29 protein-coding genes and 1 other annotated feature are annotated in these 24,627 nt (G+C 41.8%); of the genes, 11 read left to right on the top strand and 18 right to left on the bottom strand.

Features of this window, described 5'->3' with window-relative positions:
• Window positions 1-180: 180 nt before the first annotated feature.
• Window positions 181-774 (bottom strand): YczE/YyaS/YitT family protein, encoded by a 594-nt coding sequence (locus ACXAHI_RS12485; protein WP_474849867.1) that lies wholly within the window; start codon window positions 772-774, stop codon window positions 181-183.
• Window positions 775-1,028: 254 nt separating this feature from the next.
• On the opposite strand from ACXAHI_RS12485, the gene ACXAHI_RS12480 reads away from it, so the two are divergent.
• Window positions 1,029-1,784: a FixH family protein gene (locus ACXAHI_RS12480; protein ID WP_474848279.1), complete on the top strand. Its 756-nt coding sequence runs from the start codon at window positions 1,029-1,031 to the stop codon at window positions 1,782-1,784.
• A gap of 29 nt (window positions 1,785-1,813) precedes the next feature.
• Here the strand turns inward: ACXAHI_RS12480 and tyrS are convergent, their stop codons facing one another.
• The 3 genes from tyrS to ACXAHI_RS12465 form a co-directional block, all read right to left on the bottom strand.
• Complete coding sequence (gene tyrS / locus ACXAHI_RS12475) at window positions 1,814-3,055, bottom strand: tyrosine--tRNA ligase (protein ID WP_474848277.1); 1,242 nt, start codon at window positions 3,053-3,055, stop codon at window positions 1,814-1,816.
• Between the two features lie 60 nt (window positions 3,056-3,115).
• Window positions 3,116-3,336: a binding site (T-box leader), on the bottom strand.
• 179 nt (window positions 3,337-3,515) lie between these two features.
• Window positions 3,516-4,445 carry a ferrochelatase gene (hemH, locus tag ACXAHI_RS12470; RefSeq protein WP_474848275.1) on the bottom strand — a complete coding sequence of 310 codons (930 nt, stop codon included), beginning with the start codon at window positions 4,443-4,445 and terminating at the stop codon, window positions 3,516-3,518.
• A 183-nt stretch (window positions 4,446-4,628) separates the two neighbouring features.
• The gene (locus ACXAHI_RS12465; protein WP_474848273.1) at window positions 4,629-4,976 is read right to left on the bottom strand and encodes a hypothetical protein; all 348 of its coding nucleotides are present in this window, start codon (window positions 4,974-4,976) and stop codon (window positions 4,629-4,631) included.
• A gap of 172 nt (window positions 4,977-5,148) precedes the next feature.
• Here ACXAHI_RS12465 and ACXAHI_RS12460 point away from each other — a divergent pair, with 172 nt between their 5' ends.
• The 4 genes from ACXAHI_RS12460 (at window position 5,149) to ACXAHI_RS12445 (ending at window position 8,303) form a co-directional block, all read left to right on the top strand.
• Window positions 5,149-5,331, top strand: coding sequence for a hypothetical protein (locus ACXAHI_RS12460; RefSeq protein ID WP_474848271.1), 183 nt, complete (start codon window positions 5,149-5,151; stop codon window positions 5,329-5,331).
• 174 nt (window positions 5,332-5,505) lie between these two features.
• Complete coding sequence (locus ACXAHI_RS12455; protein WP_474848269.1) at window positions 5,506-6,654, top strand: NAD-dependent epimerase/dehydratase family protein; 1,149 nt, start codon at window positions 5,506-5,508, stop codon at window positions 6,652-6,654.
• A 27-nt stretch (window positions 6,655-6,681) separates the two neighbouring features.
• Window positions 6,682-7,827, top strand: a complete 1,146-nt coding sequence (locus tag ACXAHI_RS12450) for a glycosyltransferase family 4 protein (protein ID WP_474848267.1) — start codon at window positions 6,682-6,684, stop codon at window positions 7,825-7,827.
• Between the two features lie 14 nt (window positions 7,828-7,841).
• A complete protein-coding gene (locus ACXAHI_RS12445; RefSeq protein ID WP_474848265.1) occupies window positions 7,842-8,303 on the top strand; it encodes a GtrA family protein in 462 nt (153 codons plus the stop codon).
• 52 nt (window positions 8,304-8,355) lie between these two features.
• On the opposite strand, the gene ACXAHI_RS12440 is transcribed toward ACXAHI_RS12445, so the two are convergent.
• Together ACXAHI_RS12440 and ACXAHI_RS12435 are read right to left on the bottom strand one after the other, a co-directional pair.
• Window positions 8,356-8,877 carry a GNAT family N-acetyltransferase gene (locus ACXAHI_RS12440; protein ID WP_474848263.1) on the bottom strand — a complete coding sequence of 174 codons (522 nt, stop codon included), beginning with the start codon at window positions 8,875-8,877 and terminating at the stop codon, window positions 8,356-8,358.
• Between the two features lie 155 nt (window positions 8,878-9,032).
• A complete protein-coding gene (locus tag ACXAHI_RS12435) occupies window positions 9,033-9,857 on the bottom strand; it encodes a DUF368 domain-containing protein (RefSeq protein WP_474848261.1) in 825 nt (274 codons plus the stop codon).
• 244 nt (window positions 9,858-10,101) lie between these two features.
• Here ACXAHI_RS12435 and ACXAHI_RS12430 point away from each other — a divergent pair, with 244 nt between their 5' ends.
• Window positions 10,102-10,986: a DMT family transporter gene (locus ACXAHI_RS12430; RefSeq protein ID WP_474848259.1), complete on the top strand. Its 885-nt coding sequence runs from the start codon at window positions 10,102-10,104 to the stop codon at window positions 10,984-10,986.
• 24 nt (window positions 10,987-11,010) lie between these two features.
• Here ACXAHI_RS12430 and ACXAHI_RS12425 read toward each other — a convergent pair whose 3' ends face one another.
• Together ACXAHI_RS12425 and ACXAHI_RS12420 are read right to left on the bottom strand one after the other, a co-directional pair.
• Entirely contained in the window at window positions 11,011-11,400 is a 390-nt protein-coding gene (locus ACXAHI_RS12425) for a gamma-glutamylcyclotransferase family protein (protein ID WP_474848257.1), read from the bottom strand.
• A gap of 47 nt (window positions 11,401-11,447) precedes the next feature.
• Window positions 11,448-13,169, bottom strand: a complete 1,722-nt coding sequence (locus ACXAHI_RS12420) for a pyruvate oxidase (RefSeq protein ID WP_474848255.1) — start codon at window positions 13,167-13,169, stop codon at window positions 11,448-11,450.
• Between the two features lie 159 nt (window positions 13,170-13,328).
• Here ACXAHI_RS12420 and ACXAHI_RS12415 point away from each other — a divergent pair, with 159 nt between their 5' ends.
• From ACXAHI_RS12415 to ACXAHI_RS12405, 3 genes are all read left to right on the top strand, one after another.
• The gene (locus tag ACXAHI_RS12415; protein ID WP_474848253.1) at window positions 13,329-13,706 is read left to right on the top strand and encodes a thiol-disulfide oxidoreductase DCC family protein; all 378 of its coding nucleotides are present in this window, start codon (window positions 13,329-13,331) and stop codon (window positions 13,704-13,706) included.
• A 71-nt stretch (window positions 13,707-13,777) separates the two neighbouring features.
• Window positions 13,778-14,395, top strand: a complete 618-nt coding sequence (locus ACXAHI_RS12410) for an NUDIX hydrolase (RefSeq protein ID WP_474848251.1) — start codon at window positions 13,778-13,780, stop codon at window positions 14,393-14,395.
• Window positions 14,396-14,424: 29 nt separating this feature from the next.
• The gene (locus ACXAHI_RS12405) at window positions 14,425-15,216 is read left to right on the top strand and encodes an AraC family transcriptional regulator (RefSeq protein WP_474848249.1); all 792 of its coding nucleotides are present in this window, start codon (window positions 14,425-14,427) and stop codon (window positions 15,214-15,216) included.
• On the opposite strand, the gene ACXAHI_RS12400 is transcribed toward ACXAHI_RS12405, so the two are convergent.
• The 6 genes from ACXAHI_RS12400 to ACXAHI_RS12375 all read right to left on the bottom strand — a co-directional run bounded on the left by ACXAHI_RS12400 (window position 15,160) and on the right by ACXAHI_RS12375 (window position 20,186).
• Window positions 15,160-16,389 carry an MFS transporter gene (locus ACXAHI_RS12400; protein ID WP_474848247.1) on the bottom strand — a complete coding sequence of 410 codons (1,230 nt, stop codon included), beginning with the start codon at window positions 16,387-16,389 and terminating at the stop codon, window positions 15,160-15,162. The genes ACXAHI_RS12405 and ACXAHI_RS12400 overlap by 57 nt on opposite strands.
• A gap of 79 nt (window positions 16,390-16,468) precedes the next feature.
• On the bottom strand, window positions 16,469-16,828 hold the full coding sequence (locus ACXAHI_RS12395) for a DUF4937 domain-containing protein (RefSeq protein WP_474848245.1): 360 nt from the start codon (window positions 16,826-16,828) through the stop codon (window positions 16,469-16,471).
• On the bottom strand, window positions 16,825-17,397 hold the full coding sequence (locus ACXAHI_RS12390) for a DNA-3-methyladenine glycosylase I (RefSeq protein ID WP_474848243.1): 573 nt from the start codon (window positions 17,395-17,397) through the stop codon (window positions 16,825-16,827). Before ACXAHI_RS12390 ends, ACXAHI_RS12395 begins: the two co-directional genes overlap by 4 nt.
• Before the next feature lie 86 nt (window positions 17,398-17,483).
• Window positions 17,484-18,083: an adenylyl-sulfate kinase gene (gene cysC, locus ACXAHI_RS12385; protein WP_270180691.1), complete on the bottom strand. Its 600-nt coding sequence runs from the start codon at window positions 18,081-18,083 to the stop codon at window positions 17,484-17,486.
• Window positions 18,084-18,134: 51 nt separating this feature from the next.
• On the bottom strand, window positions 18,135-19,262 hold the full coding sequence (gene sat / locus ACXAHI_RS12380) for a sulfate adenylyltransferase (RefSeq protein WP_474848241.1): 1,128 nt from the start codon (window positions 19,260-19,262) through the stop codon (window positions 18,135-18,137).
• Window positions 19,263-19,400: 138 nt separating this feature from the next.
• A complete protein-coding gene (locus tag ACXAHI_RS12375) occupies window positions 19,401-20,186 on the bottom strand; it encodes a hypothetical protein (protein WP_474848239.1) in 786 nt (261 codons plus the stop codon).
• Window positions 20,187-20,397: 211 nt separating this feature from the next.
• Between ACXAHI_RS12375 and uptA the strand changes: the two genes are divergently transcribed.
• Complete coding sequence (gene uptA / locus ACXAHI_RS12370) at window positions 20,398-20,994, top strand: undecaprenyl phosphate transporter UptA (RefSeq protein ID WP_474848237.1); 597 nt, start codon at window positions 20,398-20,400, stop codon at window positions 20,992-20,994.
• On the opposite strand, the gene ACXAHI_RS12365 is transcribed toward uptA, so the two are convergent.
• Genes ACXAHI_RS12365 through ACXAHI_RS12355 form a run of 3 tightly spaced genes read right to left on the bottom strand, consistent with a single transcriptional unit; the run spans window position 20,991 to window position 22,438 of the window.
• Window positions 20,991-21,515, bottom strand: a complete 525-nt coding sequence (locus ACXAHI_RS12365; RefSeq protein WP_474848235.1) for a GNAT family N-acetyltransferase — start codon at window positions 21,513-21,515, stop codon at window positions 20,991-20,993. The genes uptA and ACXAHI_RS12365 overlap by 4 nt on opposite strands.
• A gap of 13 nt (window positions 21,516-21,528) precedes the next feature.
• Window positions 21,529-21,936 (bottom strand): GNAT family N-acetyltransferase, encoded by a 408-nt coding sequence (locus ACXAHI_RS12360; RefSeq protein WP_474848233.1) that lies wholly within the window; start codon window positions 21,934-21,936, stop codon window positions 21,529-21,531.
• A gap of 13 nt (window positions 21,937-21,949) precedes the next feature.
• The gene (locus ACXAHI_RS12355) at window positions 21,950-22,438 is read right to left on the bottom strand and encodes an NUDIX domain-containing protein (protein WP_474848231.1); all 489 of its coding nucleotides are present in this window, start codon (window positions 22,436-22,438) and stop codon (window positions 21,950-21,952) included.
• 125 nt (window positions 22,439-22,563) lie between these two features.
• On the opposite strand from ACXAHI_RS12355, the gene ACXAHI_RS12350 reads away from it, so the two are divergent.
• Window positions 22,564-22,848: a hypothetical protein gene (locus tag ACXAHI_RS12350; RefSeq protein WP_474848229.1), complete on the top strand. Its 285-nt coding sequence runs from the start codon at window positions 22,564-22,566 to the stop codon at window positions 22,846-22,848.
• Between the two features lie 29 nt (window positions 22,849-22,877).
• On the opposite strand, the gene ACXAHI_RS12345 is transcribed toward ACXAHI_RS12350, so the two are convergent.
• Complete coding sequence (locus ACXAHI_RS12345; protein WP_474848227.1) at window positions 22,878-24,572, bottom strand: M3 family oligoendopeptidase; 1,695 nt, start codon at window positions 24,570-24,572, stop codon at window positions 22,878-22,880.
• Between the last annotated feature and the right edge of the window lie 55 nt (window positions 24,573-24,627).

The following is a 24,627-nucleotide window of genomic DNA, read 5'->3' as shown; positions in this document are numbered from 1 at the left end:
AGGAGAGACGATCGCGGACTCCTGCGGTTGAACGGGCGGCCGAGACCGGGGTGTGGGTTTCACCTCGGGCTCGGCCGTTCGTCCGCGGAAAGCGTGCGATCGTCATCGACTACGGCATCGGGAGCACCGTATAACGACATAGGTTTTTCAACAAGCTAAAGCGGTCCCTAGAGACCGCTTTTATGATGGAGTGAACCTCAATTTGCGAATGGCTTTTGCACTTACTGGAGTAAAGAGGTGTATCAAAACACCCATGAAAAGGGCATTCAACATTGTGCCCACCCCAATAGGTCCATTGAAAAAGAACGCTAGGATAACGAGCAAGATACTGATCAATGCTCTTGAATACGGTAAGGTAACTCCAGTTAAATCTTTCACAACAAACATCATCCGATCGATGGGGATCGGAGCAAAATTCGATTGTAGATAAACCGCGATACCGAGACCACTCAGCAGCAAACCTAAAAGTAGAAGGAGACTTTGTTCCACGATACTTGTCGGCATCACGTTATCTCCTAATAGATGCATCCATACGTCGATCCCTATCCCAGTGACTAAGGAGGTCAATAACGCAAGAAGCTCTGGCTTTCTTCGCTCTGCAATGGCATTAAAGAGTACCATGCATCCACCGATGATTACTTCCCAGCTTCCAATCGATAAGCCTACCGTTTTATATAACCCGACAAGAAGTGCATCGAATGGGGATGTTCCAAGCTTTGAGATGACTGAGAGCGAGATCCCTAAAGTAAGTAACCCTAATCCTGTCACATAAATAGCAAAACGTTTTCACATACTAGCCCCTCCACTTCGTGTATTTTAATTCCTTATATCCTATCAACCTCTATTTCTACTTTCAACTTATTCATACCTTATCACTTTTTGTCATCAAGTCGACACAACTCAAACTCACAAACACTTGAGAACCTCTACCATCTTTTCTACTATTAATAGTGAGAAGCTCGTTTGCCTAACCCCCTGTTTGGCAATAATGAAGCTTTACATAGGTTTTTAATGAAAGGATGTCTCATATGAAAAAAGTAAGTATGCTCATGCTGTTACTCATTCTCGTGCTTGCAGCTTGCGGCCAGAACAATAGCAACGATACTGAGGAAAGTGGAACGGCTGATCCTCAACCGCTAGACGTTGCCTTAGATTCGCCTGAAACTGCTAAAACAGGTGAGGAACTCACATTTAGCGCTACCGTTACGCAAGGTGATGAAAAGGTTGAAGATGCAGACGAAGTGATGTTTGAAATATGGAAAGAAGGCGACAAAGACAATAGCGAAATGATAGAAGCCACTCACGATGGTGAAGGTGTCTACACTGTAAAGAAAACGATCGATGAAGATGGAACATACGTTGTGCAATCACACGTAACCGCAAGAGACCTTCACACGATGCCAAAGAGCAAAGTGAAAGTTGGCTCTGAGGACGCATCAGAAAATCATGAAGATCATGAAAGTCATGAAGAACACGCCCACCACGGGGATGCTGTTTCGTTTCACTTGATGAAGCCAGATACCATTAAGGCAAATGAAGAAATTTCATTAACAACTCATCTTCAAAAAGATAATCAACCTTTAACAGATGCTTCGATTCGATTTGAAATCTCTAAAACGGGTGAAGAAAAAGCACAGTGGATTGAGACAGAGGAAACAAAAGATGGTGAGTATCAAGGAACTGTTACGTTAGAAGAAGCTGGAGAGTACACTGTAACGATTCATGCTGAAAATGATGAAGGCTTACATGAACATACAGAAGAAAGTCTAACTGTGACTGAATAAATGAAATCCCCCTTATATGGGGGATTTTTTTATAGCGTTATTTTTTTGACTTTTCGTTTACCAACTTGAACGATCATCCCGTCTTTGACCGTCACGACTGCAGAACTATCCGTAACCTTTTGTTGATCGATTTTGATTCCGCCATTTTTCACCATACGTCTCGCTTCACTCGTAGACGGAAGCATTCCGAGTGCTACTATGAGAGCTGGCACACTTGTCTTTTCATCTCCACTCCACTTCACTTCTTCAATATCAGAAGGAAGCTGGTTTTGTTGAAATACATTCTTAAACTGCTCTTCCGCCATTGAAGCTTCATCTTTCCCATGGAACATCGTGACGATGGTTTTAGCAAGATGCATTTTCGCTTCCTTAGGGTGCAGGGTGCCATCCGTAAGCTTTGTTCGAATCGTTTCCTTCTCTACCAATTCTAGATCTGTGATGAGTTCAACGTACTTTGAAATGAGCTCATCGGGTATCGACATCGCTTTTCCATACATGTCTGTCGGCTTCTCTGCAATCCCGATGTAATTCCCCTTGGACTTCGACATTTTCTCTACGCCGTCTAATCCTTCTAATAGCGGCATCGTCAACACTACCTGTTTTTCTTTTCCAAATTGATCCTGTAAATGCCTTCCCATCAAAACATTAAAGTATTGATCGGTTCCGCCTAGCTCGATGTCACTTTCGAGATGCACGGAATCATACCCTTGCATAAGAGGGTAAAAGAATTCGTGTAGAGATACCGGCTTACCTGCGTTGATTCTCTTCTCGAAATCATCTCGCTCGATCAATCGAGCGACAGTAATCTTACCTGCTAGTTCGATGACATCTTCGAATTTCAGTTCCGAAAGCCATGATGCATTATAAAAAAGCTCTACTTTGCTTCGATCGATTACCTTTCCAAATTGATCGAGGTAGGTTTGCGCGTTCCGCTTTACTTCTTCATCCGTTAGCTGTACCCTCGCCGTCGATTTTCCAGTCGGATCACCGATCTTCCCGGTAAAATCTCCGATGATAAGCTGAACAATGTGTCCATTTTCTTGAAACTGACGAAGTTTATTTAAAACGACCGTATGTCCTATATGGACATCTGGTGCGGATGGATCTAGACCTAGTTTTACTTTCAACGGACGACCTGTAATGATCGATTTTGCAATCTTTTCCTTAAGTTCATCCAAAGGAATGACTTCGCTCGTTCCGTGAGTATAGACCGCATACTGCCTTTCCATTTCCTTTTGTTGTTCATCCGTTAACTTTTCGATCATGCCCATTCCTTTCGACCTCCTGTTTTCATTTTTATTTTATGCAAAAAAGCCACGCCCCTACATCTAAGTAGGGACGTGGCTTATCACGCGGTACCACCCTGATTAAAGACACTCGTGTCTTTCGGCTCAACTACGGTAACGGAATTCACCGTTTCTGACTACTACATTGTTCATCAGAAAGACTCTGAGGGGTAATTCACGAATACGCTGTACCAGTTCGCACCGACCACTGGTTCTCTGACACTACACATCGTATAACGCTACTGCATCCTCTTCTTCGCCTGTTTCTTTTATTTTAAATAACTTTAGCTTCAATAAAAGGTATTGTCAATCGTTTTCTATAAAAAAATGAAACGGTACGAGCTCGCTTTACCGTAACTTTAAAATAACACCAAGCTTTGAAAACGACGATTACTTTTCTTTCCAAACATAAAAAAACAGCGGTCTAAGACCGCTGCTCTCACGATTAATTCAATTGCTTTAGAACAACTGTTGCCATTGCATCGATAAACTCATCTTTTGCGTTCGGCATTTCTGGTCGATAGTAGTTTGCACCGATTTCATCTGTCACGACTTTACATTCATAGTCATTGTCGAATAGTACTTCTAGATGATCAGCTACGAACCCAACAGGCGCGTACACAAACGACGTGTAGCCGTGATTTTCGTGTAAGTCTCTCGTAAGATCTTGTACATCAGGACCAATCCATGGATCCGGCGTATTCCCTTCACTCTGCCAGCCAATCGCAACGTTCTTAACTCCTGACTCTTCTACAATTAGGTCAGCCGTTTCTTTCAACTGATCTGGATACGGATCACCGTTTGCGATGATTTTTTCTGGAAGGCTATGAGCAGATACGATTAGGACTGCCTTCTCACGCTCTTCATCAGACATGCCATCAAAGATCGCTTTGATGCGTTTAGCCCAGTAGGAAATAAACTTCGGCTCGTCGTACCAGCTCTCTACAGAAGTAATCATTGGTCCACCAATTTTCTCTGCTTCTTCTTTCGCACGTCCATTGTATGACTTGATGCTGAACGTTGAGAAATGTGGTGCTAGTACAATACTTACAGCTTCTTCGATGCCATCTTCATGCATCTGCTGAACTGCATCTTCCACAAACGGTTCGATATGTTTTAAACCGATATATACTTTAAATTCGATCTCATCCTGAATTTCATTCAGATGAGCACCTAGTCCGTAAGCTTGGTCCTCAGTAATTTTAGCAAGAGGTGAAATGCCACCGATCGCTTTATAACGATCTTTTAAATCTTGAAGCTGTTCGTCTGCCGGTTTTCTACCTCTACGAATGTGTGTATAATACCGTTCAATATCTTCTTCTTTGTATGGCGTACCGTATGCCATCACGAGCAGACCCATTGTTTTCTTTGCCATGAATGTGTTCCCCTTCCAAATTTAAGGATTACATTGAATATCTAGTTATAATGATTATCGTCTAGTTTGAAGTATACCCTTTTTCAGCAATCGATTCAAAGGGAATAGCATATTCTAAATGGTAACGTTTTGTGTCGTTACATAGTAAAGGGAATCAGGCTATAGCCTAACTCCCTTACATCCTTACCTTTCCATTGCTCCATTATGCTTTGTAACGATTTCTCTGAGCTCTGTATCATCATCTTCTGAGGTTTCAAAAGATAGCACATAGTTGAAGTGCTTCTCATTATGTTCAGGATCTGCATTCTCCTCTTGCTTACCTGTTGGTGTTTCGTTGGAGAAAAACAAATCGTTGTTTGCGCCAGCTTCTGTTGCGGACCCTTGACCTGAATCCGGGACGTCGACCGATAAATCCTTATCCTCTTTAATCTCCTCCACTGAAGTACTAGTGACAGAATAATTCTTCATATCTTCCTTTGCACGTTCTGCTTCGTTCTCCGTTGGAAAATAAGCTTGTAATGTTTTACTCATCTCTATCGACTCCTTTTCGTTTGGCTCACTGTATCCTGATTCCCGTTACAAAGAAGTCTTAATCATTCAAAACAAGCCACCTTCCCAATATTCCTTTCAAACGAAGTATCGTGTTTAATCTTCCTTTAACTAACATAAACTACCGCTATTCCATACACATAGGAGGATCAACATGAAAAACAGTAAACACAATCGTGAGAACGAATACAAAAAGGAACGTGAGGTGAACGTTGATGAAGCAATCAATGAAGCCTTTTATTCTGAGAAGCAGAAGAACGATTCTACTCCAACTTCTTATCTATACAACAACACAGCAGCCATCGATGTAACAGGCAATAAGGATGAAGACCGTTAATAACCGTCTCACTCTCAGATTTCCTCCATCATTCAACTGAAATTAACTGATTTTCTTAAAATTTTCGTAAATTAGGGGTCCTTAGTTGAATCAGTACATGATGAGTGCTATCGTAAATTGTGATATAGCAAGCATTTCAGTACAAAATTGACCATTGTGATGGAGGTAAAATCTATGAGAATTATTGTTGCAGGTGGAGATGGTTTTTGCGGATGGCCAACAGCGCTTTACTTATCTAAACAAGGACACGATGTAACGATCCTAGATAACATGGTTCGCCGCAAGTGGGACGAAGAACTCCGCTCAAACTCTTTAACACCGATTCAAACCCTAGAAGAACGGGTAAAACTCTGGGAAGAAAAGAGTGGCAACCGAATTCATATTTATGACTGTGATTTAATGCATTACGACTTTCTTAAAGAAATTTTCAAACAAGTACAGCCAGAAGCATTCGTTCATTTTGCTGAACAGCGCTCTGCTCCATACTCTATGATCGACAGAGAACATGCGGTATTCACTCAGACGAATAACGTCGTTGGAAATTTGAACGTTCTATATGCAATTAAAGAAGTAACACCTGATTGTCATTTAATAAAATTGGGCACAATGGGCGAATACGGCCAGCCTAACATTGATATTGAAGAAGGATACATAAAGATCGAACACAAAGGTCGCGAAGACGTTCTTCCATTTCCAAAGCAGCCAGGCTCTTTCTATCACCTTTCAAAAGTCCATGATAGTCACAACATCCAATTTGCCTGCAAAATTTGGGGAATCAGAGCAACTGATCTGAATCAAGGAATCGTGTACGGCCTTCATACAGACGAAGCTGACATGGATGAAGGCTTGATCAATCGCCTTGATTATGACGGCGTGTTTGGAACCGCATTGAACCGTTTCATCATCCAGGCAGCGATCGGCCATAACTTAACAGTCTACGGTTCCGGAAAACAAACAAGAGCATTCCTTAACATTCAAGATACGATCCGATGCGTTGAAATCGCTGCAGAGAACCCTGCTGACAAAGGGGAATTCCGCGTCTTCAACCAGTTTACAGAAGAGTTCTCTGTATTAGAACTAGCTGAAAAAGTACAGCGTGTGGCTGAAGCAAAAGGACTTCATATTTCGATCGATCACCTGGAGAATCCACGTGTCGAGAAGGAAGAACACTATTATCACGCGGTTAACACGAACCTGATCGACCTAGGTCTTGAACCTTGCTTATTAACAGATGAACACATTTCAAAAACGCTCGATACTGCGCTTAAATACAAAGATAGAGTGTTAAAAGAAAATGTACTTCCGAACGTGACTTGGAAGTAAGTCGAAGACTAAACGAGAGGTGTAACTATGAAAATATCCATCGTCACTGAAACATTCCTCCCCTCAACAGATGGGGTCGTAACACGATTGCGTGCTTCAATCGATTATTTAATCGATCAAGGACATGAAATCCAGGTTATTGCTCCAGATTTAGGGGTACGAAGCTATAGGAATATTCGTTTCGATGGGGTTAAGCCTCGTACCTTTTTCTTGTACAAGCACCGAAAGTTTGGAATGCCGACGCGTTTGATCAAAACATACCTTGAAGACTTTAACCCCGACCTTGTTCACGTCGTGAATCCCGCATTTATGGGATATTCAGGTATTAAATATGGAAAGAAGCTCGGAGTTCCTCTAATCGCTTCCTACCATACGCATGCTCCAAAATATGCTGATTATTACAACGTACCGTGGGCAGAACCCCTTCTATGGTGGCATTTTCGAAGAATGCACAATCAAGCAGACTTAAACCTCTGTACATCGAAAGCGATTTTAGAAGAACTTAATGAGCAAAACTTCTATAACGTTCACTTATGGAAACGTGGCGTCGATACAGAAAGGTTTAACCCGAAACTCCGTAATCAGGAAATGAGAGAGCGCCTAACGAATGGAAACGCTGATAAAACGCTTCTCCTCTTTGTTGGACGCCTTGCATTTGAGAAAGAAATCGATACACTGATACCGATGTTAGAAGAAAAGCAAGACGCTCACCTTGCGATTATTGGGGACGGTCCTTACAGAGAAGAACTTGAAAAGAACTTCTCACACTTAAGCAATGTGACCTTCACAGGCTTTATGCATGGTGAAGAGCTTGCAACGGCCTACGCTTCCTCAGATGCGTTCATGTTCCCATCAACAACAGAAACATTGGGACTTGTGATTTTAGAAGCAATGGCGAGTGGTCTTCCTGTCATCGCAGCGGAGTCGGGTCCGACGAACGAACAAGTGGAAGACGGAGAAACAGGTCTTCTTTATCAATCTGGTAAAGATGGTAACTTAACAAGTACCATCTCCAGACTAGAGGAAGACGACCTGCTCAAACGCATGTCAAAACAAGCCTTTTCTCATTCAAGAGCTTTTGGCTGGCACGGTCCTGCTCAGCAGCTTCTCGATATCTACGAATCAGCTCTAGATCTTGGTCAGGAGCAAGAAGGACAGCAGGCGATCCAATAGATTGAGGTTAAATTATGAAACAGAGTCAAATAGGAAAAGGGTCAAAGCAGGTAATAAGCTTTAGCGCGATCGGCATTATGAATGCTCTCGTGGATATTGGCGCACTCAACCTGCTCATGCTGTTGTTTCCAACAGATGATCGAATCCAGCTCATCTTCTACAACACAATTGCATATACGCTCGCAATCACAAACAGCTACTTTTGGAATGCGAAGCTAACCTTCCCTTCCAAAGCCATTCATGACCGAAAACAGGTTATCCTGTTTTTAGTACAAGCTGTGATTGCTCTCGGAGTCAGTAACCTCGTATTCTATGGTGCTCTGTTTCTGTTTGACCTCAAATGGCTATCGTTCCCGAACTATATCGAACGAAATATCGCGAAAGGGCTCGCGATGTTTCTCTCTTCCGCCTCAAGTTTCTTTATGATGAAGCATATCGTCTTTCCTCGTACGAAGAGGCATGAACGTCAAAATTAAAAAAAGCGAATCCACAGTCGGATTCGCTTTTTTTAGTTACTACCTTCAAACGCTACACATACTTTTCCATTCGAATATCTGCCCACATTTTCCCGTCCCAATATGTAAAATCTTCAAGTCGGCCAATTTCCTGATATCCTAACCTTTTATACAGTTGCTGTGCTCGAGTATTAAATTCGAACACACCAAGTTCAATCCGTTTGAGTCCAGCTTTCTTTATTTCTTCTTCTAAAAAGTTCATCGCTTCAAAGCCTACACCTTGTCCACGTGCTTCATCTTCCCCAATCGTTATTCCGATCCAAGCCGTTTTTCGCACCTTTTTCAAAAGGTGGCTAGGATCGACCATGTAGTTCATTTCGCCGACTAAGACATTATTATAATGAATCAAATAAATATGTAAGTGATTCAACCGCTCTGTTAGATCGATCATTGTTATTTTTCTACGAGTTTCTAGTTCCTTTACGTTCTTGTTAGGACGAATCAACGGAACTAACGACCGATCATTCTCCCATCGATTATACATATCGACGAGGAGTGTTGTAGGTTCTTCTATTTTAGTAAAGTGCGTTTTCATTGAGGACTCCTCTCTCGAAAAAAGGTTGTGTTTGTATTCCCTATCAACTAATCGAATTCCTTTAATAGTAGAACAGACGGTTCTGTTTCAAGAGTGAAGACCGCTTGACTCTCCCGTACGCAGGAAAGCAAGCGGTACTCCTCTAGTTTTCTCTATCAACCTTGCTTATGCTCTATTTTCCCAAGCAAATAAGCAGCTGCAAGACCAAGCAGGAGTGTCATAACACTCGCAGTCGCAAGAGCAGTATCCGGCTTAAACCCAGGATAAAGAACAACGACTGAGCCGATAACAAGTCCAATCATAACGGCATATGTGGAGATGGTGTATTTATTCAACAATAAAGAAATCGCCTTTCCTGTTAAACTTAATCCAATAATGATCCCTGCTCCTACTGTCAGAATAAGCGGAATCTGAAAAGAAGAGAGCCCGTGGATAACGGTTTGATACGAACCTAACAGCAACAATACGAACGAGCCACTAACGCCAGGCAAAATCATCGCAGTACTCGCAAGCCACCCTGAAAAGAACAGAACAATATAATCATTAAGCTCTAGGCTTTCTTTCACAGCTCCTGAATGTCCTCCTTTAAAAACGACTGTAGAAGCAATCAACACTGCTGCAACTACAAGTAGGAGATAATGACGAGATTTAAACGTTTCTTTAAACTCAACCTTCTTCAATAGAAATGGAATGACCCCAATGATCAGTCCAATAAAAAAGTAAAATGTAGGCTGGGGATAGTGGTTTAACAAGTGTTCCATCACCTTACTCACTAAGATGATCGCAAGAGCTACCCCGATAAGAAGAGGGATGAAGAATCCAAGTTCCTTCTTCCAATTTTTACTCATCAACCCGTTGATGCCGTTGATCAAACGGCGGTAAATTCCGAGTACCATCGCAATGGTCCCTCCACTAACACCAGGTATCAAATCACTGATCCCCATCAATAATCCTCTATATATGTTCTTCCATCTAAACATGACCATGCTTCTCCTTTATCCATATATGTAATGGTTCCATACCCTGCATGCATTCACTTGTAACCTTTAGGGAGAACCTTTCTTTCGGTTTTAGTTAGTAGGTATAGGTTATCCTAATCCTACACATGTTCGAAACGCACCTTCATTTTTTGCCTGATTACGAAACGTCTTGAGTTGATAATCCACCACAAAATACAGTAAAGTGATAGAGGTAATTTTTCATTTTATACACTGGAGGAATTTGATGAGTGATCGAAATAAAGGCATCCTTTTGTTACTCGTATCATCGTTCGGTTTTGCGATGATGGCCGCTTTTGTAAAGCTGTCAGGTGATCTACCAACGGTGCAAAAGACGATGTTTCGTAATGCAGTGTCTGCTGTTATATCATTTGGATTTGTTATGTATTATAAAGAACGCCTCTTCGGCAAAAAAGAAAACCAAAAGTTTCTATTACTACGTTCCACTTTTGGAACGTTAGGAATACTTTTCTACTTTTATGCGATTGATCATCTTGTGTTATCAGATGCCGATATGCTGAACAAACTCAGCCCTTTCCTGCTCATTATTTTTTCCGCTCTTTTCTTAAAAGAACGAGCTAGGACGTTTCAGGTCGTTGCGATCATCGTTGCATTCATTGGTACATTATTGATTATAAAGCCGCAATTTTCAATTGAAACGATCCCATATCTTTCAGGTTTATTATCTGCGATCTTTGCGGCTGGAGCTTATACCGTTCTCCGTGTTCTTGGTCAAAAGGAAAAGTTCTATACCGTCGTTTTCTACTTTTCATTTTTCTCAACGGTGGTACTACTACCGTTTGTTATCGTGTTTTATGAACCGATGGAAACCATTCAGCTCATATACCTTCTTCTTGCAGGGGCCTTTGCAACGCTAGGACAGTTCGGCATCACGATGGCCTATAAGTTCGCACCAGCAAGAGAGATTTCGATTTTCTTTTATTCCACGGTCGTGTACTCAGCTTTGATCAGTATCGTTCTCTTCGGACAAGTTCCTGATCTATTAAGTATCATTGGTTATATCGTGATCTTCTCTGCTTCATTCTACATGTTTTTACGGAACAATCATGAAGCGAAGATCGAAAAACGAGCATTACGCACATCTAATTAAGAAAAGGTAGCGTCTGATCAGACGCTACCTTTTTTCATTTCGTCTATATTCTGCCCAATTACCACTATCGATTTTCCTAAAAGATGAAGGTTTTGTTTTCATGACATAGGTGATCGCATCGTACTGCTTCCCTTTCGAATATACGGGTTGAATGATCCTGTCGTACAGGTTCGCTCTTCTTCCCTCTTGAAACCCTTCTAGCACATCGATTCGTGAGAGAAACGTGTCGTTCACTTCATAGACTTCCCCGTAGACGACCCCTTCTTCTGATTGAAACAGCGCAGGATAACCTGCATCTGTGTCATAAAGCTTCCCGCTCGTCCAACTGTACGATTCAAGCAACCTTGCTCCTTCAATAACACGATGGTTACTTTCACCTTTTCTTAATGTTCCATATACAAATACGATATGCATGTAACCGACTCCTAACACTAAAGTCCGCCATTGGCGGACTTTTGCTTTTAGAAAATACGCTTCAACGCTTTCTTCAGCGGCGGCATGTCGAGTTCCTGCTCTTCGAAGGCCTTCTTCAACATGTATTTTGAATAACTTGAAGCTTGTTCATACGTCACTTTACCTGGAAGGGGAGCTTGGTCTTCAATCATGATGTCGACGATAACAGGCTTGGTTGATTTTGCCGCTCTTTCGAAAGCGGGCAGTAGTTCTTCATGCTTTTCAACACGATATCCTTCTCCGCCTGCTGTACGAGCGAAAGCTGCGTAATCAAAGTCTTTTAGCTCTGTTTCATAATCCAAATTACCGATTGCATGTTGTTCATATTTAATCATACCAAGGCGTTCATTGTTAAATAGAACGACCAACATTGGCAGCTGATATTTTACCGCAGTTAAGAAGTCCTGCATGACCATGGAAAACCCGCCGTCCCCACATATCGCTACAGCCTGACGTTCAGGGTGCGCCATCTTTGCCGAGATCGCTCCTGGCAGGCCGCAGCCCATCGTAGCCATCCATGAGGAGAGAATAAACGTTTGATTTGTTACGCGGAAGTGTCTCGTTGTCCACACCGTCACGTTACCAACATCCACTGATAAGACCGCATCATCATCGACGACTTTTTGCAGCTGTGGCATGATTTCCTGCGGCTTTATAGGTGATGATTTCTCTGCTTCAATCTTTTCTAAGTGAGTCCACCAGTTCTTCATATTCTCCTGGCACTTCTCGATAAAGTCCCTGTCTTCTTGATAGTGACTGTGTTCTGCTAAGTAAGAGAGCGTCCACTTCGCATCTCCGATCAACCCTACTGTAACAGGGTATCGTTTTCCGATTTGTGTCGGTTCAATATCAAGTTGTATCGCTTTCGCATCGTCCGGTAAGTAGTCTCTGTAAGGAAACGATGTGCCTACCATGATGAGAAGATCTGTTTCTTCCATCGCTTCGTATGCTGGCTTTGTTCCAATCTGACCTAGCTGGCCTAAGTTATACGGATGAACATCCGGAATTGTGCCTTTGCCAGGAAGGCTCAGGATTACAGGTGCAGCAACTTTCTCTGCAAACTGCAATAGCTCTTCTCTAGAGTGCTTAGCTCCCTTTCCTGCTAAAATCACAGGTCTCTTTGCATCATTTAACAGCTGTATTGCATCCTGTAAGTTTGACTTGTCGGGATGAATAACAGCCTTAGAACGTATCAGTGACGTGTTCTTAACCTTCTGTTTCACCTTTTCAGCTGCTAGGTCATCCGGAATCGTAAGAATGGCCACACCCTTCTTTTCAACAGCTGTTCGAATCGCCTGATTTGCTAAATCAGGTAAGGTTTCTGCAGACTGAACCCGTTTATTGAACACTGATACATCGTCGAACATTCTCTCAAGATTCACTTCCTGAAACTGATCTGTCCCAAGCTGCGTACTGTCGACTTGTCCAGCTATGACAAGAACCGGCACCCCATCCGCTTTCGCATCATATAGCCCATTAAGAAGATGAATCGCACCTGGACCTGCAATGGATAAACATACCCCGATCTTACCGGTTATCTTCGCATACGAAGCAGCTGCTAGCGCACCTACTTCTTCATGGCGTACTTGGATGAATCTCATACGATCTTCAGCAGAACGTAGATTATCAACAAAATGGTTGATCGAGTCACCCGGAAGCCCATATACATGATCGACTCCCCATTCTGATAACGTATCTAAAAGGATCTCTCCCGTACTTTTATCAAACATTTTTATTCCTCCTCCGCATCATTTCATAATGTTTCACCTTCCCTTTCAGAGGTATTGCGAAACTTTTTTACTACAAAGGAGGGTTCTATTGTTTAATTTCCTTCAATAAAGTGAAATGTAAAGAATAGGATTCCAAATTTCCGATTGGGAGGCTCCCTTATGAAACATCTCGTTTTTTATGATGCAGAATGTCCACTTTGTTTTAATGTGAAAAAGATTCTTCAAAAGCTGGATTGGCGTGGACAAATCGAATGGATTTCTGTACAAGAAGTAGAAAGCAATCCAGAAGCTTATCCTTATATGCAATATCGCCATGATCTTATGTATGATGAAATACATATGTTGACGGCATCCGGCCGACTATATTCAGGATTTTCAACAGTCAGAAGGCTGCTCCTAGCATTACCGATCACGATACCATTAAGCTTATTTTTATATTTACCTTACCTCGATCGAATCGGTTCGCCACTTTACAAATGGTTTTCAAAACACCGATACGAATGGTTTGGTCGTTATCCTGAACCTGTTTATGAGTGATCATAAGCAGGTTTTTTTCTGTCGCTCGAGAAGTAGTTCCTAGCAGAAAACTTTACTAAAGGAGAACCTTCATGAGCGAGAAATGGCTAGACTGGGCAAAACAAATGCAGTCCATCGCGCAAGCTGGATTAACGTATACGAAAGATCCATATGACTATGAGCGGTACTTGGAACTGCGTAAATTAAGTACAGAAATAATGGAGACATATACGAAATACGATATGGCAACGATCGAAAACTTATTCGCGAATGAAACAGGTTATCAGACACCTAAAGTGGACGTTCGCGCGGCAATTTTTCAACACGGAAAGATACTATTAGTACGAGAGAAAGAAGACGGAAAGTGGTCTCTTCCTGGTGGATGGAGTGACATTGGCTATACTGCAGCGGAAGTAGCTGTAAAGGAGGTATATGAGGAAACTGGGTATCACGTGAACGTAGTAAGACTCCTCGCCGTTCTCGATAAATCGAAGCACCCTCATCCACCATCTCCTTATCATACATATAAGATTATTTTTCAATGTGAACGAATCGGGGGTTCTCCAACTGATAGCATTGAAACGAGTGGAAGTGGATTTTTCTCGAGAAAGGATCTGCCACCCCTCTCGACGGGAAGGACGACAGAATCTCAGATTGCTTTGTTATTTGATTTTCTAAAGAACCCTTCAAAACCTGTCGTCTATGATTAAAATAGGTGTAAAGAAAGAGGAGTTTAACGATGATCACGCCATACGAAAACGGGATACTGCTACTGCGAAACAATCACCTTCATGAACGGAATTGGCGTAGTGACAGCTGCTATAAGTTTATCTTTTCACACGTAGGAAAAGGGCGCTATCAAACGCAACGAGGCGACATTTCGATCAATAAAGGACAGTTTTACCTCGTAAACCCTAATGAACCTCACAGGCAGTTAGAGGTGACGAACGAAAAGTTCTTGATCGAACTCGATCAGTCGCTCTTCTATCGTGTGACGGAGGAGTTGTACGCTGAAAGCAGCATTCCAGAATTTGCGGGAATAAACTACTACCATCCACAGATCGAACGGTGGGCTTCTTTCGTAAGAGCGACGATGCAGGACGCCACTCAAGAAGAGGCTTCTTATTTTCTTGAACACAGCGTTCCTCAACTCGTTCTTTTGCTGATAAAACATGGACCTGGCTCACATCAAACGCACTTGTCATACCATTCTTCGCCTTCTCTCACTAAAGCGATCGAAGCGATCAAGGATGATTATTCTGCAAACTGGACCCTAGACGAGCTCGCAGAACTATGCGGATTATCAAAATATCAATTCGCTCACGCTTTTAAAGAGACATACGGCATTGCACCCTATTCATGGCTTCAGCTTTATCGCCTTATAAGAAGTCAAGAAGCGCTCTATCATTCCAATGATACGATTTTAGAAATCGCGTTACAGTCTGGATTTACGAACCTTTCTTCGTATAATAAATTATTTAAAAAACTGTACGGAAGAACGCCTTCCCATTTTCGCCTTCACCGCTACTAAATATCCTACACTCGCAGCGATCATGAGACAGCCGCTTCCAACCATAAGCGTTTGGATCGGGATGAAAGCTGCGAGTGCTCCAAATAAAGCGAGCGATACCGTGTTCGCAAGATAGAGAAGAACAGCGTTCGTACTAAACCCTCTTCCTAACATCTCTTCTGGTACGAGCGTCTGAAGAATATATACTCTAGCTAACCCCGCGATCGGAATTCCGATTCCAACTAACATTGCTCCGATTACGAAATGCTCTACATCATAGAATAAGCCGTAGTATAACACGCCACCACCCCATATCGATGAACCGATCATATACGTTCCTAGGTTCATCTTCTTAAAAACAAATGGAATGATCATATTCGCCACAATAACCGTTAGCCCAAAAACCCCTTGAACCATACTAAATACTTCTTCGCTTTTGTCCGTTAGTTCCGATAGTGCAAGTAACATGCCCACTTCCCACACCCACGTATTTAAGAAGACGATCATAAATGTAAAGAAAAAAAGGTTTCGAATCGACACATGGTTTCTAGTCCATTTACTAAACTCCACAATGGCATTCACGGCCATCTTCACTGACTTTTTGCCCACTTTCCTTATTTCCGTTACATGTAAGCGCCAAATACAGAATGAACTGATCGCATAGGTCACAGCATCGATCGTAAAGAAATGTACCGCACCGTAAGAAGAGAGGAGCCAAATCGCAATGACTGGACTGAGAACTGTAACGCCTCTACTGAACGTATCGTTCAAGCTATTCACAACGGTTCTTTGCTCTTCATTCGTAATGAGTGGGAGAAGAGCACGATGAGCTGGGTTAAAGAAACACCCGATCGTTTGAATAAGAAAGCTGATCACTAGTAAAAAGACATAATGTAGGGCGTCTACGTAATAGAGAAAAACAACAGACCCTACGAGTGGAATTCTTACTAAATCTAGAATGATGAGCAACCTTTTCTTTTGGACCCAGTCAGCGATTACTCCTCCAACCAATCCAAATAGAAGGTATGGAGCCGTTTCTGCGATCGCCATTCCCGTCGTTAATGTTTTTGATCCTGTTAAGTCATAAGCGAGAAATAAGAAAGCCATCCCTGATAGAACATCACCTAGCTTCGATACTCCTCCCCCGAGCAGATAGTAACGAATCGTTTTATTCAAGAGAACCTCTTTATACATAAGAACACCTCCATTTTCATCATAAGGAAAATGGAGGTGCTTTTTCTTATGTAATCTTGCTATCTCTTACAGCAAGATGTTACTTCACAACAGTCCACCGTTTTTCGAGAGAGACATTCTGTGACATGAGCCATTCTTTTAACGTGTTCTCTCCATCTTGCCCATCACATTCCTCTATACGAACTTCGATTTCATCTATTGACCCTTCTTGGCCCTGTTCATAGATCGAATCATGAACGTTCTCCATAAAGTCATCATAAGCTTTATGATTTCTCCATAAAGCCCCTATCACAGCTACGTTCTCTCGTTCCTTTACCCAACCTCCGTGTTGAGCGATGAACCCTGAACACTCCGATATGGCGCTCCACTTTTCTTGATCCTTTGAAAAAACGACTTCTTTTCCACTCTTTACGTTACAGACGATCTTTTTTAAAATCACGATTGTCCCGCTCCATTCTCTGGGTGTTTGAAGCAGTTTAATGTATGGTCATTCACTAACCCTACCGCCTGCATGAAGCTATAGATAATCACTGGACCTACAAAGGTGAAGCCCCTTTTCTTCAGGTCTTTACTGATGGTTTTACTTAAATCCGACTGTGCAGGTACCTCTTCACTCGAACGCCATCTGTTGATGATCGGTTCATCATCAACGTATGACCATATGTAAGATGAAAAACTTCCAAACTCTTTTTGAATTTGGATAAAGGCGTTTGCATTTTTCACTGCACCACGAACTTTGAGTTTGTTCCGTATGATACCTTCATTCGATAACAAATCTTGTATCTTTTCTTCGCTATAAGATGCCACTTTCTCTACGGAAAAATGATCGAAAGCTTCACGGTAGTTTTCTCGTCGCTTTAAGATCGTAATCCAGCTCAATCCAGCCTGTGCGCCTTCCAAGATCAACATTTCAAAAAGCTTATGATCATCATAAACAGGAACTCCCCATTCATGATCGTGGTAATCGATATAGATTTTTTCATCTGACACCCACCCACATCGTTTCATTCGTTTTCCCCCTTACAATCTACTTTATACAACAATAAAAACGCATAAAAGATGCGTTTTCAACGTTTTACTAGTATTTAGTTCGATCATCGCGCCAACAAACCCTTTGAACGTAAGTAGTTTACTAGTTGATGTACACAGTCCGGAACACTATGAATAGCTGTGTAAAGAACCACGTCAGGGGATTTTGGTGCTTCGTATGGAGCACTGATTCCGGTAAACTCCTTGATTTCTCCTGTACGAACTTTTTCATAGAGACCTTTAGGGTCTCTCTTCTCACATTCTTCGATCGGACAATCCACATACACCTCAATAAACTCATCTGCTTCTACTAGATTTCTGACCATCTCGCGGTCACTCTGATAAGGAGAGATGAATGCCGTTAGAACCACCGTTCCACTTTCAACAAAAAGTTTCGCAACTTCACCTACGCGTCTGATGTTTTCTTTACGATCAACTTCTTGAAATCCTAAATCTGCATTTAGTCCGTGCCGTAGATTATCACCATCTAATAGAAAAGTTGAAAGTCCTCTTGAATGCAATGCTTTTTCAAGTTCATTAGCTACCGTTGACTTTCCTGATCCCGAAAGCCCTGTAAACCATACGATATAGCTTTTATGTTCGTGTAAAAGCTGACGATCTGACTTCTGGATAGAATGACTTTGCCAATGAATATTTTTATCCATCCTTGCTCTCCTTTCTAGCATCTGGGCCTGCTGCCATATTCATCGTTGTTCTCAAGAATTTTTCATTCCTTTTATCAGCACCTCTATGACTTCCCGTCTACTAAACTCAGCTGGAGGTGTTATCCCTTTCCGTAACATCTCTCTTACTTTCGTACCTGAGAGAATAAGCTTCTCGTGATCATCATGTGGACATGTTTTGTACGTAGCGATCGCACTGCACGTTTTGCAATAGAACGCATGCTCGAAGAAGAGAAGTTGAATTCCGATATCTTCCTTCGAAAAGTTTGAAAAAATCTCTTGTGCCTCATATGTGCCGTAATAATCTCCTACTCCCGCATGATCGCGGCCTACAATGAAGTGTGAGCAACCATAGTTTTTGCGAACGATCGCATGAAAAACAGCTTCTTTCGGGCCTGCGTAACGCATCGCTGCTGGGAAGCAGGAGAGGAGTGTCCGATTGCTTGGATAATACTTCTTTAAAAGAACTTCATAGCTCTCCATTCGTAGATCTGCCGGTATGTCTCCTTGCTTGGTTTCACCGACCAATGGGTGCAGAAGCAAGCCATCCACCATCTCAAGCGCACATTTCTGAATATACTCATGCGCTCTATGAACAGGGTTCCTCGTTTGGAATCCAACAACGGTATTCCATCCAAATTCCTTGATTTTGGAACGAACTTCAGATGGAGTGAGCTGATAGTCCAGAAACTGCAGGTCGGGAAATTTCGTCAAGGTGATCGGGCCGCTCACATACACATTTGACTGTTTCATGAGGCGAGATACTCCTGGGTGGTTCTGATCATTTGTCTTGTATACAGCTATCGCTTCACGATCAAGGTCCACTTCGAACGTCTCCTCCACCTCTAACACACCGTAAACTTGACCATCATAAACCAGCTTCACCTTCGTTCCTTTAGTTAACTCCTTTCTTCTTTCACTACTGACCGGAAGAACGATCGGTAAACTCCATACCGTCCCGTCTTTTAATGTCATCGAATCTAAAACACTCACGTAATCCTCGCGTCCCATAAACCCAAGCAAAGGACTGAACGCGCCGATACCGATACAATATAAATCAGAAAGAGATACGGCATCGAGTGCTACTTCGATCGATATAGAGCTATGATCATATTCCGGCCTATATCTATTAATCAATGTCCCTCCATGTGGTTCAATCATTTCTCTTCACGTCCTTGCTTTTTATCAATATAGTTTACTGTATGTAAAAAACACGATTATGAAAGGGACAAACTCCTAAGACAGGTTTGTATTTTCGAACCATACTCAAGTTTTTAGAACAAAAAAAAACCTGCCCATTTATTGGACAGGTTTCTCATCATTCACCTGATACTTCGTTTTTTTCTCAAGCTTCCTTACTTCCTTCATAAGCTCTTTATAGCCAAACCTTGTTAATTCAAATTCCTCGTTTACGATTTCGTGCTCTTTTAACGTTTCTCGTTTGTGTTCTGGGATCTCCTCAGAAACATTTTGTAACCTCTCGTTTAATTCGACGAACGTACTAGATTCGATGTCATGGACACCGAGCAACTCTGCTACAAGCTTCATATCAGGCGTTTCTTTGATAAACAATCCTTTTTTCTCGCTGACGACCTGCTGAATCTTATCTTTTAATACGAGAAGCTCTTGCTTGATACGGTTACTGTCCGTTTCTTTTTGCTTAAGCTGCTCTCTATAGGTTGCTTTTTCAAGTTCATCTAGATCAGCTTTCGTAAGAAGCTCTTCAAATAGCTGTGTTTTGTCACTATTGATCTTTTCAAGCTCACGTTCTTTTGCGGCTTCAGCAGATTCGTTCTCAGGATCTTGCCATTCGAACGTTAGCTGTGCTTCCGAACTAACAGCTGCCTCTTTTTCCTGTTCCTGTTCGTCACCTTTTAACACTCGGTCGAAATCTTGAATTTTTTTCATTACATATAACGATACACCGACACTTAAGCAAGTGATAAATAATCTAAATAGAAATGGAGAAAAAGCCACCGCGTATAAAAGTAGTATGAATCCAATTATCGAAAGGATGGTGAGTACTTTTTCTTTGCCTGTCTTTGCTTCAAGGGGTTGGTCCAACGTACCGAGAAACTTTTTCATGGATGTTATCATCCTTACATTTCACCTCTCTACTCTATTGTCATTCCCTATGAGAACGAGCAGTACCCGGATCGCACAGACCCCGGGTATAATACCATTCGACCGACACATCTATTTTATGAGGACCTTGTCTCATTTAGTATGAATAACCCAGAAGATATAAAAATAAACATAAGGACAGGATCAGCCAATAGGAAGGGAGATCAATCTAGTGGATTCTTTTATCGTCCAATGCTTAAGCTGGTTGCTTACGCTAGGATATCCTGGTATCGCAATTGCCTTGATGATCGAAATAATTCCGAGTGAGCTTGTTCTTGCATACGGGGGGTATATGGTTTCAAATGGACATATCCACTTTACTGGCGCAGTTGTTGCTGGAATCATCGGCGGTACGATCGCTCAGCTCTTCTTATACTGGTTAGGACGATACGGCGGTCGCTCGTTCCTCGAAAAATATGGAAAGTACCTATTCATTTCCAAGAAACATATGAATCTCGCAGAAAGATGGTTTGAACAGAATGGTGTGAGTGTCATCTTCACCGCACGGTTCATCCCCGTTGTCAGACACGCCATCTCCATACCAGCAGGAATTGCAAAGATGTCTCTCATCCGATTTACACTTTATACGATGCTCGCGATGATTCCATGGTCGATATTGTTTTTATATATCGGGTTAAAACTCGGTAGAAACTGGCAGCACATCCACTCAGCAGCAAAGATCTATACGCTACCTCTAAGTCTAGGCGCAGCTTTTTTTCTCGTTTGTTATTGTACATTACTCGTTTGGAGAAGACGGAAGCAGGTCTAATTGGCACTCGCCCACTCTTCATATGTTAGGGAATATCGTAAAGAGTTTCTCCATCCATCCCGGATAAGAAGATGGTTTTCCAACAAGCCTTCTTTCTTCATCCCGATCTTCTCCATGACTCTACTCGATGCTATATTCCTCTCATCACATGTGGCTGTTACGCGATTCAGACCAAGGTCTTTGAACGAGAATAATAGAAGCATTTTCCCTACTTCCGTTGCGATTCCGTTCCCCCACCATTCAGGATTCACAATGTAAGAGAGTTCACCAATCTTCTCTTGAGCATTCCGCAAATTCACTTCACAAGCACCAATTACGTAATTATTTTTAGTTATTGCGTAAGCAAAGCGCGTTCTCGGAGTCTGTTTGGAAGCGAATAGGATGTCATCTACGTAGGCTTTCGAATCAGCTACAGAATTAGGCCCCCATGGCTGGTACTTACATACTTCATCAAGAGAAGCGTAACGGTGAACAGCTTCCCAATCATTTGTACGAAATTCTCTTAGTTTAATAGATGACATATCCTCACTCCTCTTATGTAAGTCTTTTCATTAAATAATACAATGTGTAGCCTTTTGGGTGATCCTTAACTTCTCCACAAACTTCAAACCCTTCGTTCATATAAAATCCTGGAGCCTGAAAACTGAAGGTATCGAGTAACATTAGATGGCATCCATTTTCTTTCGCATACGTCTCAATCTTCCGTAACAGCTCTCGCCCTAGACCACTGCCTCTCATCTCTTCTTTTACCCACAAAAAGTCAATATGAAGATTACGCCAGAACATCGTACCTGTTATTCCACCAACGAGTTCTTCCTTTTCACGTCTAACAAACGTTACAGATTCTAATGGGGTTTTAACGGAATCGGGAAGTTTGGACATGTTGTAGGCGATGAGTTTCTCCTTTACTTCAGCATTCGCTGCATCTTCTCTCGTTATCATAGTATCTGCCCTTTCACTTAAGGTTTCTGATCGTTTCTTTTAACGGATTGGTATTGCCCTTTTCATATTCAACAGATACTTCAAACGTACCTTCTTCAAAAAACTTTGGCAGCCTTCGCTTAAACCAACTTTGCATTGGTAGACTCATCATATCCCTCCGAGAAATCCACTTCAGTTCTCCTTCTGGCGGATCGGATAATAGCGTTCCAGTAAAGTTCCTCACTAAATAATTAAAAACAATATACCGATACTTGTCTTCTCTAATAATAAATTCGTCTACACCTTTAAAAATTAAATCTGATTCTTTAGCAAGCAAACCCGTTTCTTCAAATAACTCCCTCGAAGCTCCTTCAGTGAAGCTCTCCGTCATCTCGATTTTCCCACCGGCACCGATATAACCTGGAAAGCCCGCTTCTTTAGGACGATTTAATAGAAGAATCTCATCTGTTTTTTCATTATGTACAACAACCATCGATAACAACGTTGCTTGTATTGTCTCCATCGAACTCTCCTATCTATTTGTTTATGCTGTCAGTATATACCACCTGAGAGAGAGAACCTATAGTTTGAAGGATTTTTTTCCGTCGATAGTGGGTATCACAATTAGTAGGAAAGGGAGGCGATCGAATGTTAAAAGAAAAAGATTACAAAAGTCGAAAAAAGATGGACAAAAGACTCATCAATTGGTCTGTAAAAAACACGAGGGAAGAAGAATATCACGATTCACAAGTTGCGATCGTAGAATGTACGTGTACCAATACAGACGGTGATGAGTTACAAACGGTCAAAACGTTAGAGATCGATCCCGAACATGAATCCTGGGAAGATTGGATGAATGAACTGAAAGAAGATCGATTCGAAATCATTCATTGTCCAACGTGCAAGATTTGGACGATCGATTCTGAGACATAAAAGCGCCCCTCACGTGAGGGACGCAGTTCTTATGCTTTAAGGTTTTTTAATTCGTTTGACACAAACTCCATCAACCCTTTGATCATTGATTCAGAAAAGTCGAAGCGAATACCAGCTGCTTCATATACCTCTGAGAGTGAAACAGAACTTCCTAAAGCTAGCGCTCGATTGTAGTTCTTTAATGTTTCCTCAGGATTCTCTCGGTATTGGCGGTACATTTGGATTGCGCCGAGCTGCGCGATTACGTATTCAATGTAATAAAAAGGCACTTCAAAGATGTGCAGTGTCATCAGCCATTTGTTTTTAATCCACTCTTCGTCATCACTTCGATCGACAAATGAAGAATCATAGGTTTCAGAGATCTCCATGAACTTCTCGTTCCGCTCTTCACTTGTATGATTAGGATTCTCATACATCCAATGCTGGAACTGGTCGATCACGATTCCACTCGGTAAAAAGTGAATGATTCCTTCTAACTGCTCCTTTTTGGCGCGATGAAGTTCATCGCTATCTTTATACATGATATCCCAGTAATCCATCGTAAGAAGCTCCATCGTCATACTCGCAAGTTCAGAGGACTCCATCGGCGTATCACGATAGTCTGATAACATCTGATTTCGCTTAAAGTCATTGTGAATACAGTGTCCCATCTCATGAAGGAGGGTTACAAAGTCATCCTGAGAGCTCGTGATGTTCATAAAGATAAATGATAGCTCTGAAACAGGAAGGTATTCACAGAAGCCTCCTTGCGCTTTACCTTTTCGGCTTTCTAAATCTAACGCACTTTTTTCATTCATTTCTAGCAACAGCTCAGAAAAACGATTCGAAAGCTGCATAAAGATTTCAGAAGTCCCTTTCACAAGATCCTCTGTACTACCAAATGGTTTCAATGGTTTCTTTCCTGCTGGAACTGCTTTAAGATCCCACGGTTTGTAGTCACCTAGTCCAAGCTCGTTTTGATGCTCTTTTTGTAACTCTTCTTTAAGCGGTACGACATGCTTTCGAACGGCTTCAGCCAAGTTCTTACAATCCTCTGGTGTATAATCAAATCGCTCATATTTCTTAAACATATAATCTCGATAGTTATCAAGGTTCACATTCTCTGCCTTCTTTTGGCGAAGCTGAATCAGCTGATCCATGATATGTTGGAGATCGTTTTTCTTTGTTAAAAGTGTAGTATAGATTTCGGTCATAGCTGCTTTACGAACATCTCGATCTGATTCTTGTAGGTATAGCCCCATTTCACTAAGCGTTTTCTCTTCACCTTCGAACATGAACGAAAGGGAACCAGTGTGCTCAAAATACTTGTTTACAAGTTTATCTTCTTCTATTTCTAACTCTATGTTTTCTTCGTTAAAAAGCTCGATTGCGTTTTCTTTTCTTAATAAAAATTGCTTATAATACGTTTGGTCCAGTTCGAATCGATAAGGGGAATCCTGAAATTTCTTATCGAAAAGCCCTTCGTACCGTTTGATGATCGGTTCTATGTATTCTTGATCGTATTCGATCGTCTCTTTCGCTTTTTCACTGCTGCTGTGGCATTGAAAATCGATGTAATGCCCGCTCAATCCTTCAGCTATTTCGTCCATTAACGTTGACAGACGCAATACCCACTTCTCAAGCTCATCTGCTGACGTTATTTCCTCTTGTAACAGCTTATCGAAACGTTCTTCTAATTGGTCCGGTTTCGTAAAATCAAACCGTTCTACATAAAAAGTACTCAATCTGTCTCCCCCTCTGCAAGTTTCCGTTTAGTCGCACCTACTAGTTTACCACAGA

It is taken from the genome of Anaerobacillus sp. ABD4_527 (assembly GCF_056160805.1).
Note: the sequence above shows the minus strand (reverse complement) of the source record. Positions and strands in the feature narration are given on the sequence as shown.

Bases quoted from the DNA above. Each gene is read 5' to 3' on its own strand.
- ACXAHI_RS12450 (WP_474848267.1), top strand. From the start codon at position 6,682: ATGAAAATATCCATCGTCACTGAAACATTCCTCCCCTCAACAGATGGG.
- ACXAHI_RS12435 (WP_474848261.1), bottom strand. From the start codon at position 9,857: ATGTTTAGATGGAAGAACATATATAGAGGATTATTGATGGGGATCAGT.
- ACXAHI_RS12400 (WP_474848247.1), bottom strand. From the start codon at position 16,389: ATGTATAAAGAGGTTCTCTTGAATAAAACGATTCGTTACTATCTGCTC.
- ACXAHI_RS12460 (WP_474848271.1), top strand. From the start codon at position 5,149: ATGAAAAACAGTAAACACAATCGTGAGAACGAATACAAAAAGGAACGT.
- ACXAHI_RS12465 (WP_474848273.1), bottom strand. From the start codon at position 4,976: ATGAGTAAAACATTACAAGCTTATTTTCCAACGGAGAACGAAGCAGAA.
- hemH (WP_474848275.1), bottom strand. From the start codon at position 4,445: ATGGCAAAGAAAACAATGGGTCTGCTCGTGATGGCATACGGTACGCCA.
- ACXAHI_RS12415 (WP_474848253.1), top strand. From the start codon at position 13,329: ATGAAACATCTCGTTTTTTATGATGCAGAATGTCCACTTTGTTTTAAT.
- ACXAHI_RS12350 (WP_474848229.1), top strand. From the start codon at position 22,564: ATGTTAAAAGAAAAAGATTACAAAAGTCGAAAAAAGATGGACAAAAGA.
- ACXAHI_RS12425 (WP_474848257.1), bottom strand. From the start codon at position 11,400: ATGCATATCGTATTTGTATATGGAACATTAAGAAAAGGTGAAAGTAAC.
- ACXAHI_RS12405 (WP_474848249.1), top strand. From the start codon at position 14,425: ATGATCACGCCATACGAAAACGGGATACTGCTACTGCGAAACAATCAC.
- tyrS (WP_474848277.1), bottom strand. From the start codon at position 3,055: ATGGGCATGATCGAAAAGTTAACGGATGAACAACAAAAGGAAATGGAA.
- ACXAHI_RS12390 (WP_474848243.1), bottom strand. From the start codon at position 17,397: ATGAAACGATGTGGGTGGGTGTCAGATGAAAAAATCTATATCGATTAC.
- ACXAHI_RS12440 (WP_474848263.1), bottom strand. From the start codon at position 8,877: ATGAAAACGCACTTTACTAAAATAGAAGAACCTACAACACTCCTCGTC.
- ACXAHI_RS12455 (WP_474848269.1), top strand. From the start codon at position 5,506: ATGAGAATTATTGTTGCAGGTGGAGATGGTTTTTGCGGATGGCCAACA.
- ACXAHI_RS12480 (WP_474848279.1), top strand. From the start codon at position 1,029: ATGAAAAAAGTAAGTATGCTCATGCTGTTACTCATTCTCGTGCTTGCA.
- ACXAHI_RS12410 (WP_474848251.1), top strand. From the start codon at position 13,778: ATGAGCGAGAAATGGCTAGACTGGGCAAAACAAATGCAGTCCATCGCG.
- cysC (WP_270180691.1), bottom strand. From the start codon at position 18,083: ATGGATAAAAATATTCATTGGCAAAGTCATTCTATCCAGAAGTCAGAT.
- ACXAHI_RS12375 (WP_474848239.1), bottom strand. From the start codon at position 20,186: ATGAAAAAGTTTCTCGGTACGTTGGACCAACCCCTTGAAGCAAAGACA.
- ACXAHI_RS12365 (WP_474848235.1), bottom strand. From the start codon at position 21,515: ATGTCATCTATTAAACTAAGAGAATTTCGTACAAATGATTGGGAAGCT.
- ACXAHI_RS12360 (WP_474848233.1), bottom strand. From the start codon at position 21,936: ATGATAACGAGAGAAGATGCAGCGAATGCTGAAGTAAAGGAGAAACTC.
- ACXAHI_RS12445 (WP_474848265.1), top strand. From the start codon at position 7,842: ATGAAACAGAGTCAAATAGGAAAAGGGTCAAAGCAGGTAATAAGCTTT.
- ACXAHI_RS12420 (WP_474848255.1), bottom strand. From the start codon at position 13,169: ATGTTTGATAAAAGTACGGGAGAGATCCTTTTAGATACGTTATCAGAA.
- sat (WP_474848241.1), bottom strand. From the start codon at position 19,262: ATGATTGAACCACATGGAGGGACATTGATTAATAGATATAGGCCGGAA.
- ACXAHI_RS12430 (WP_474848259.1), top strand. From the start codon at position 10,102: ATGAGTGATCGAAATAAAGGCATCCTTTTGTTACTCGTATCATCGTTC.
- ACXAHI_RS12355 (WP_474848231.1), bottom strand. From the start codon at position 22,438: ATGGAGACAATACAAGCAACGTTGTTATCGATGGTTGTTGTACATAAT.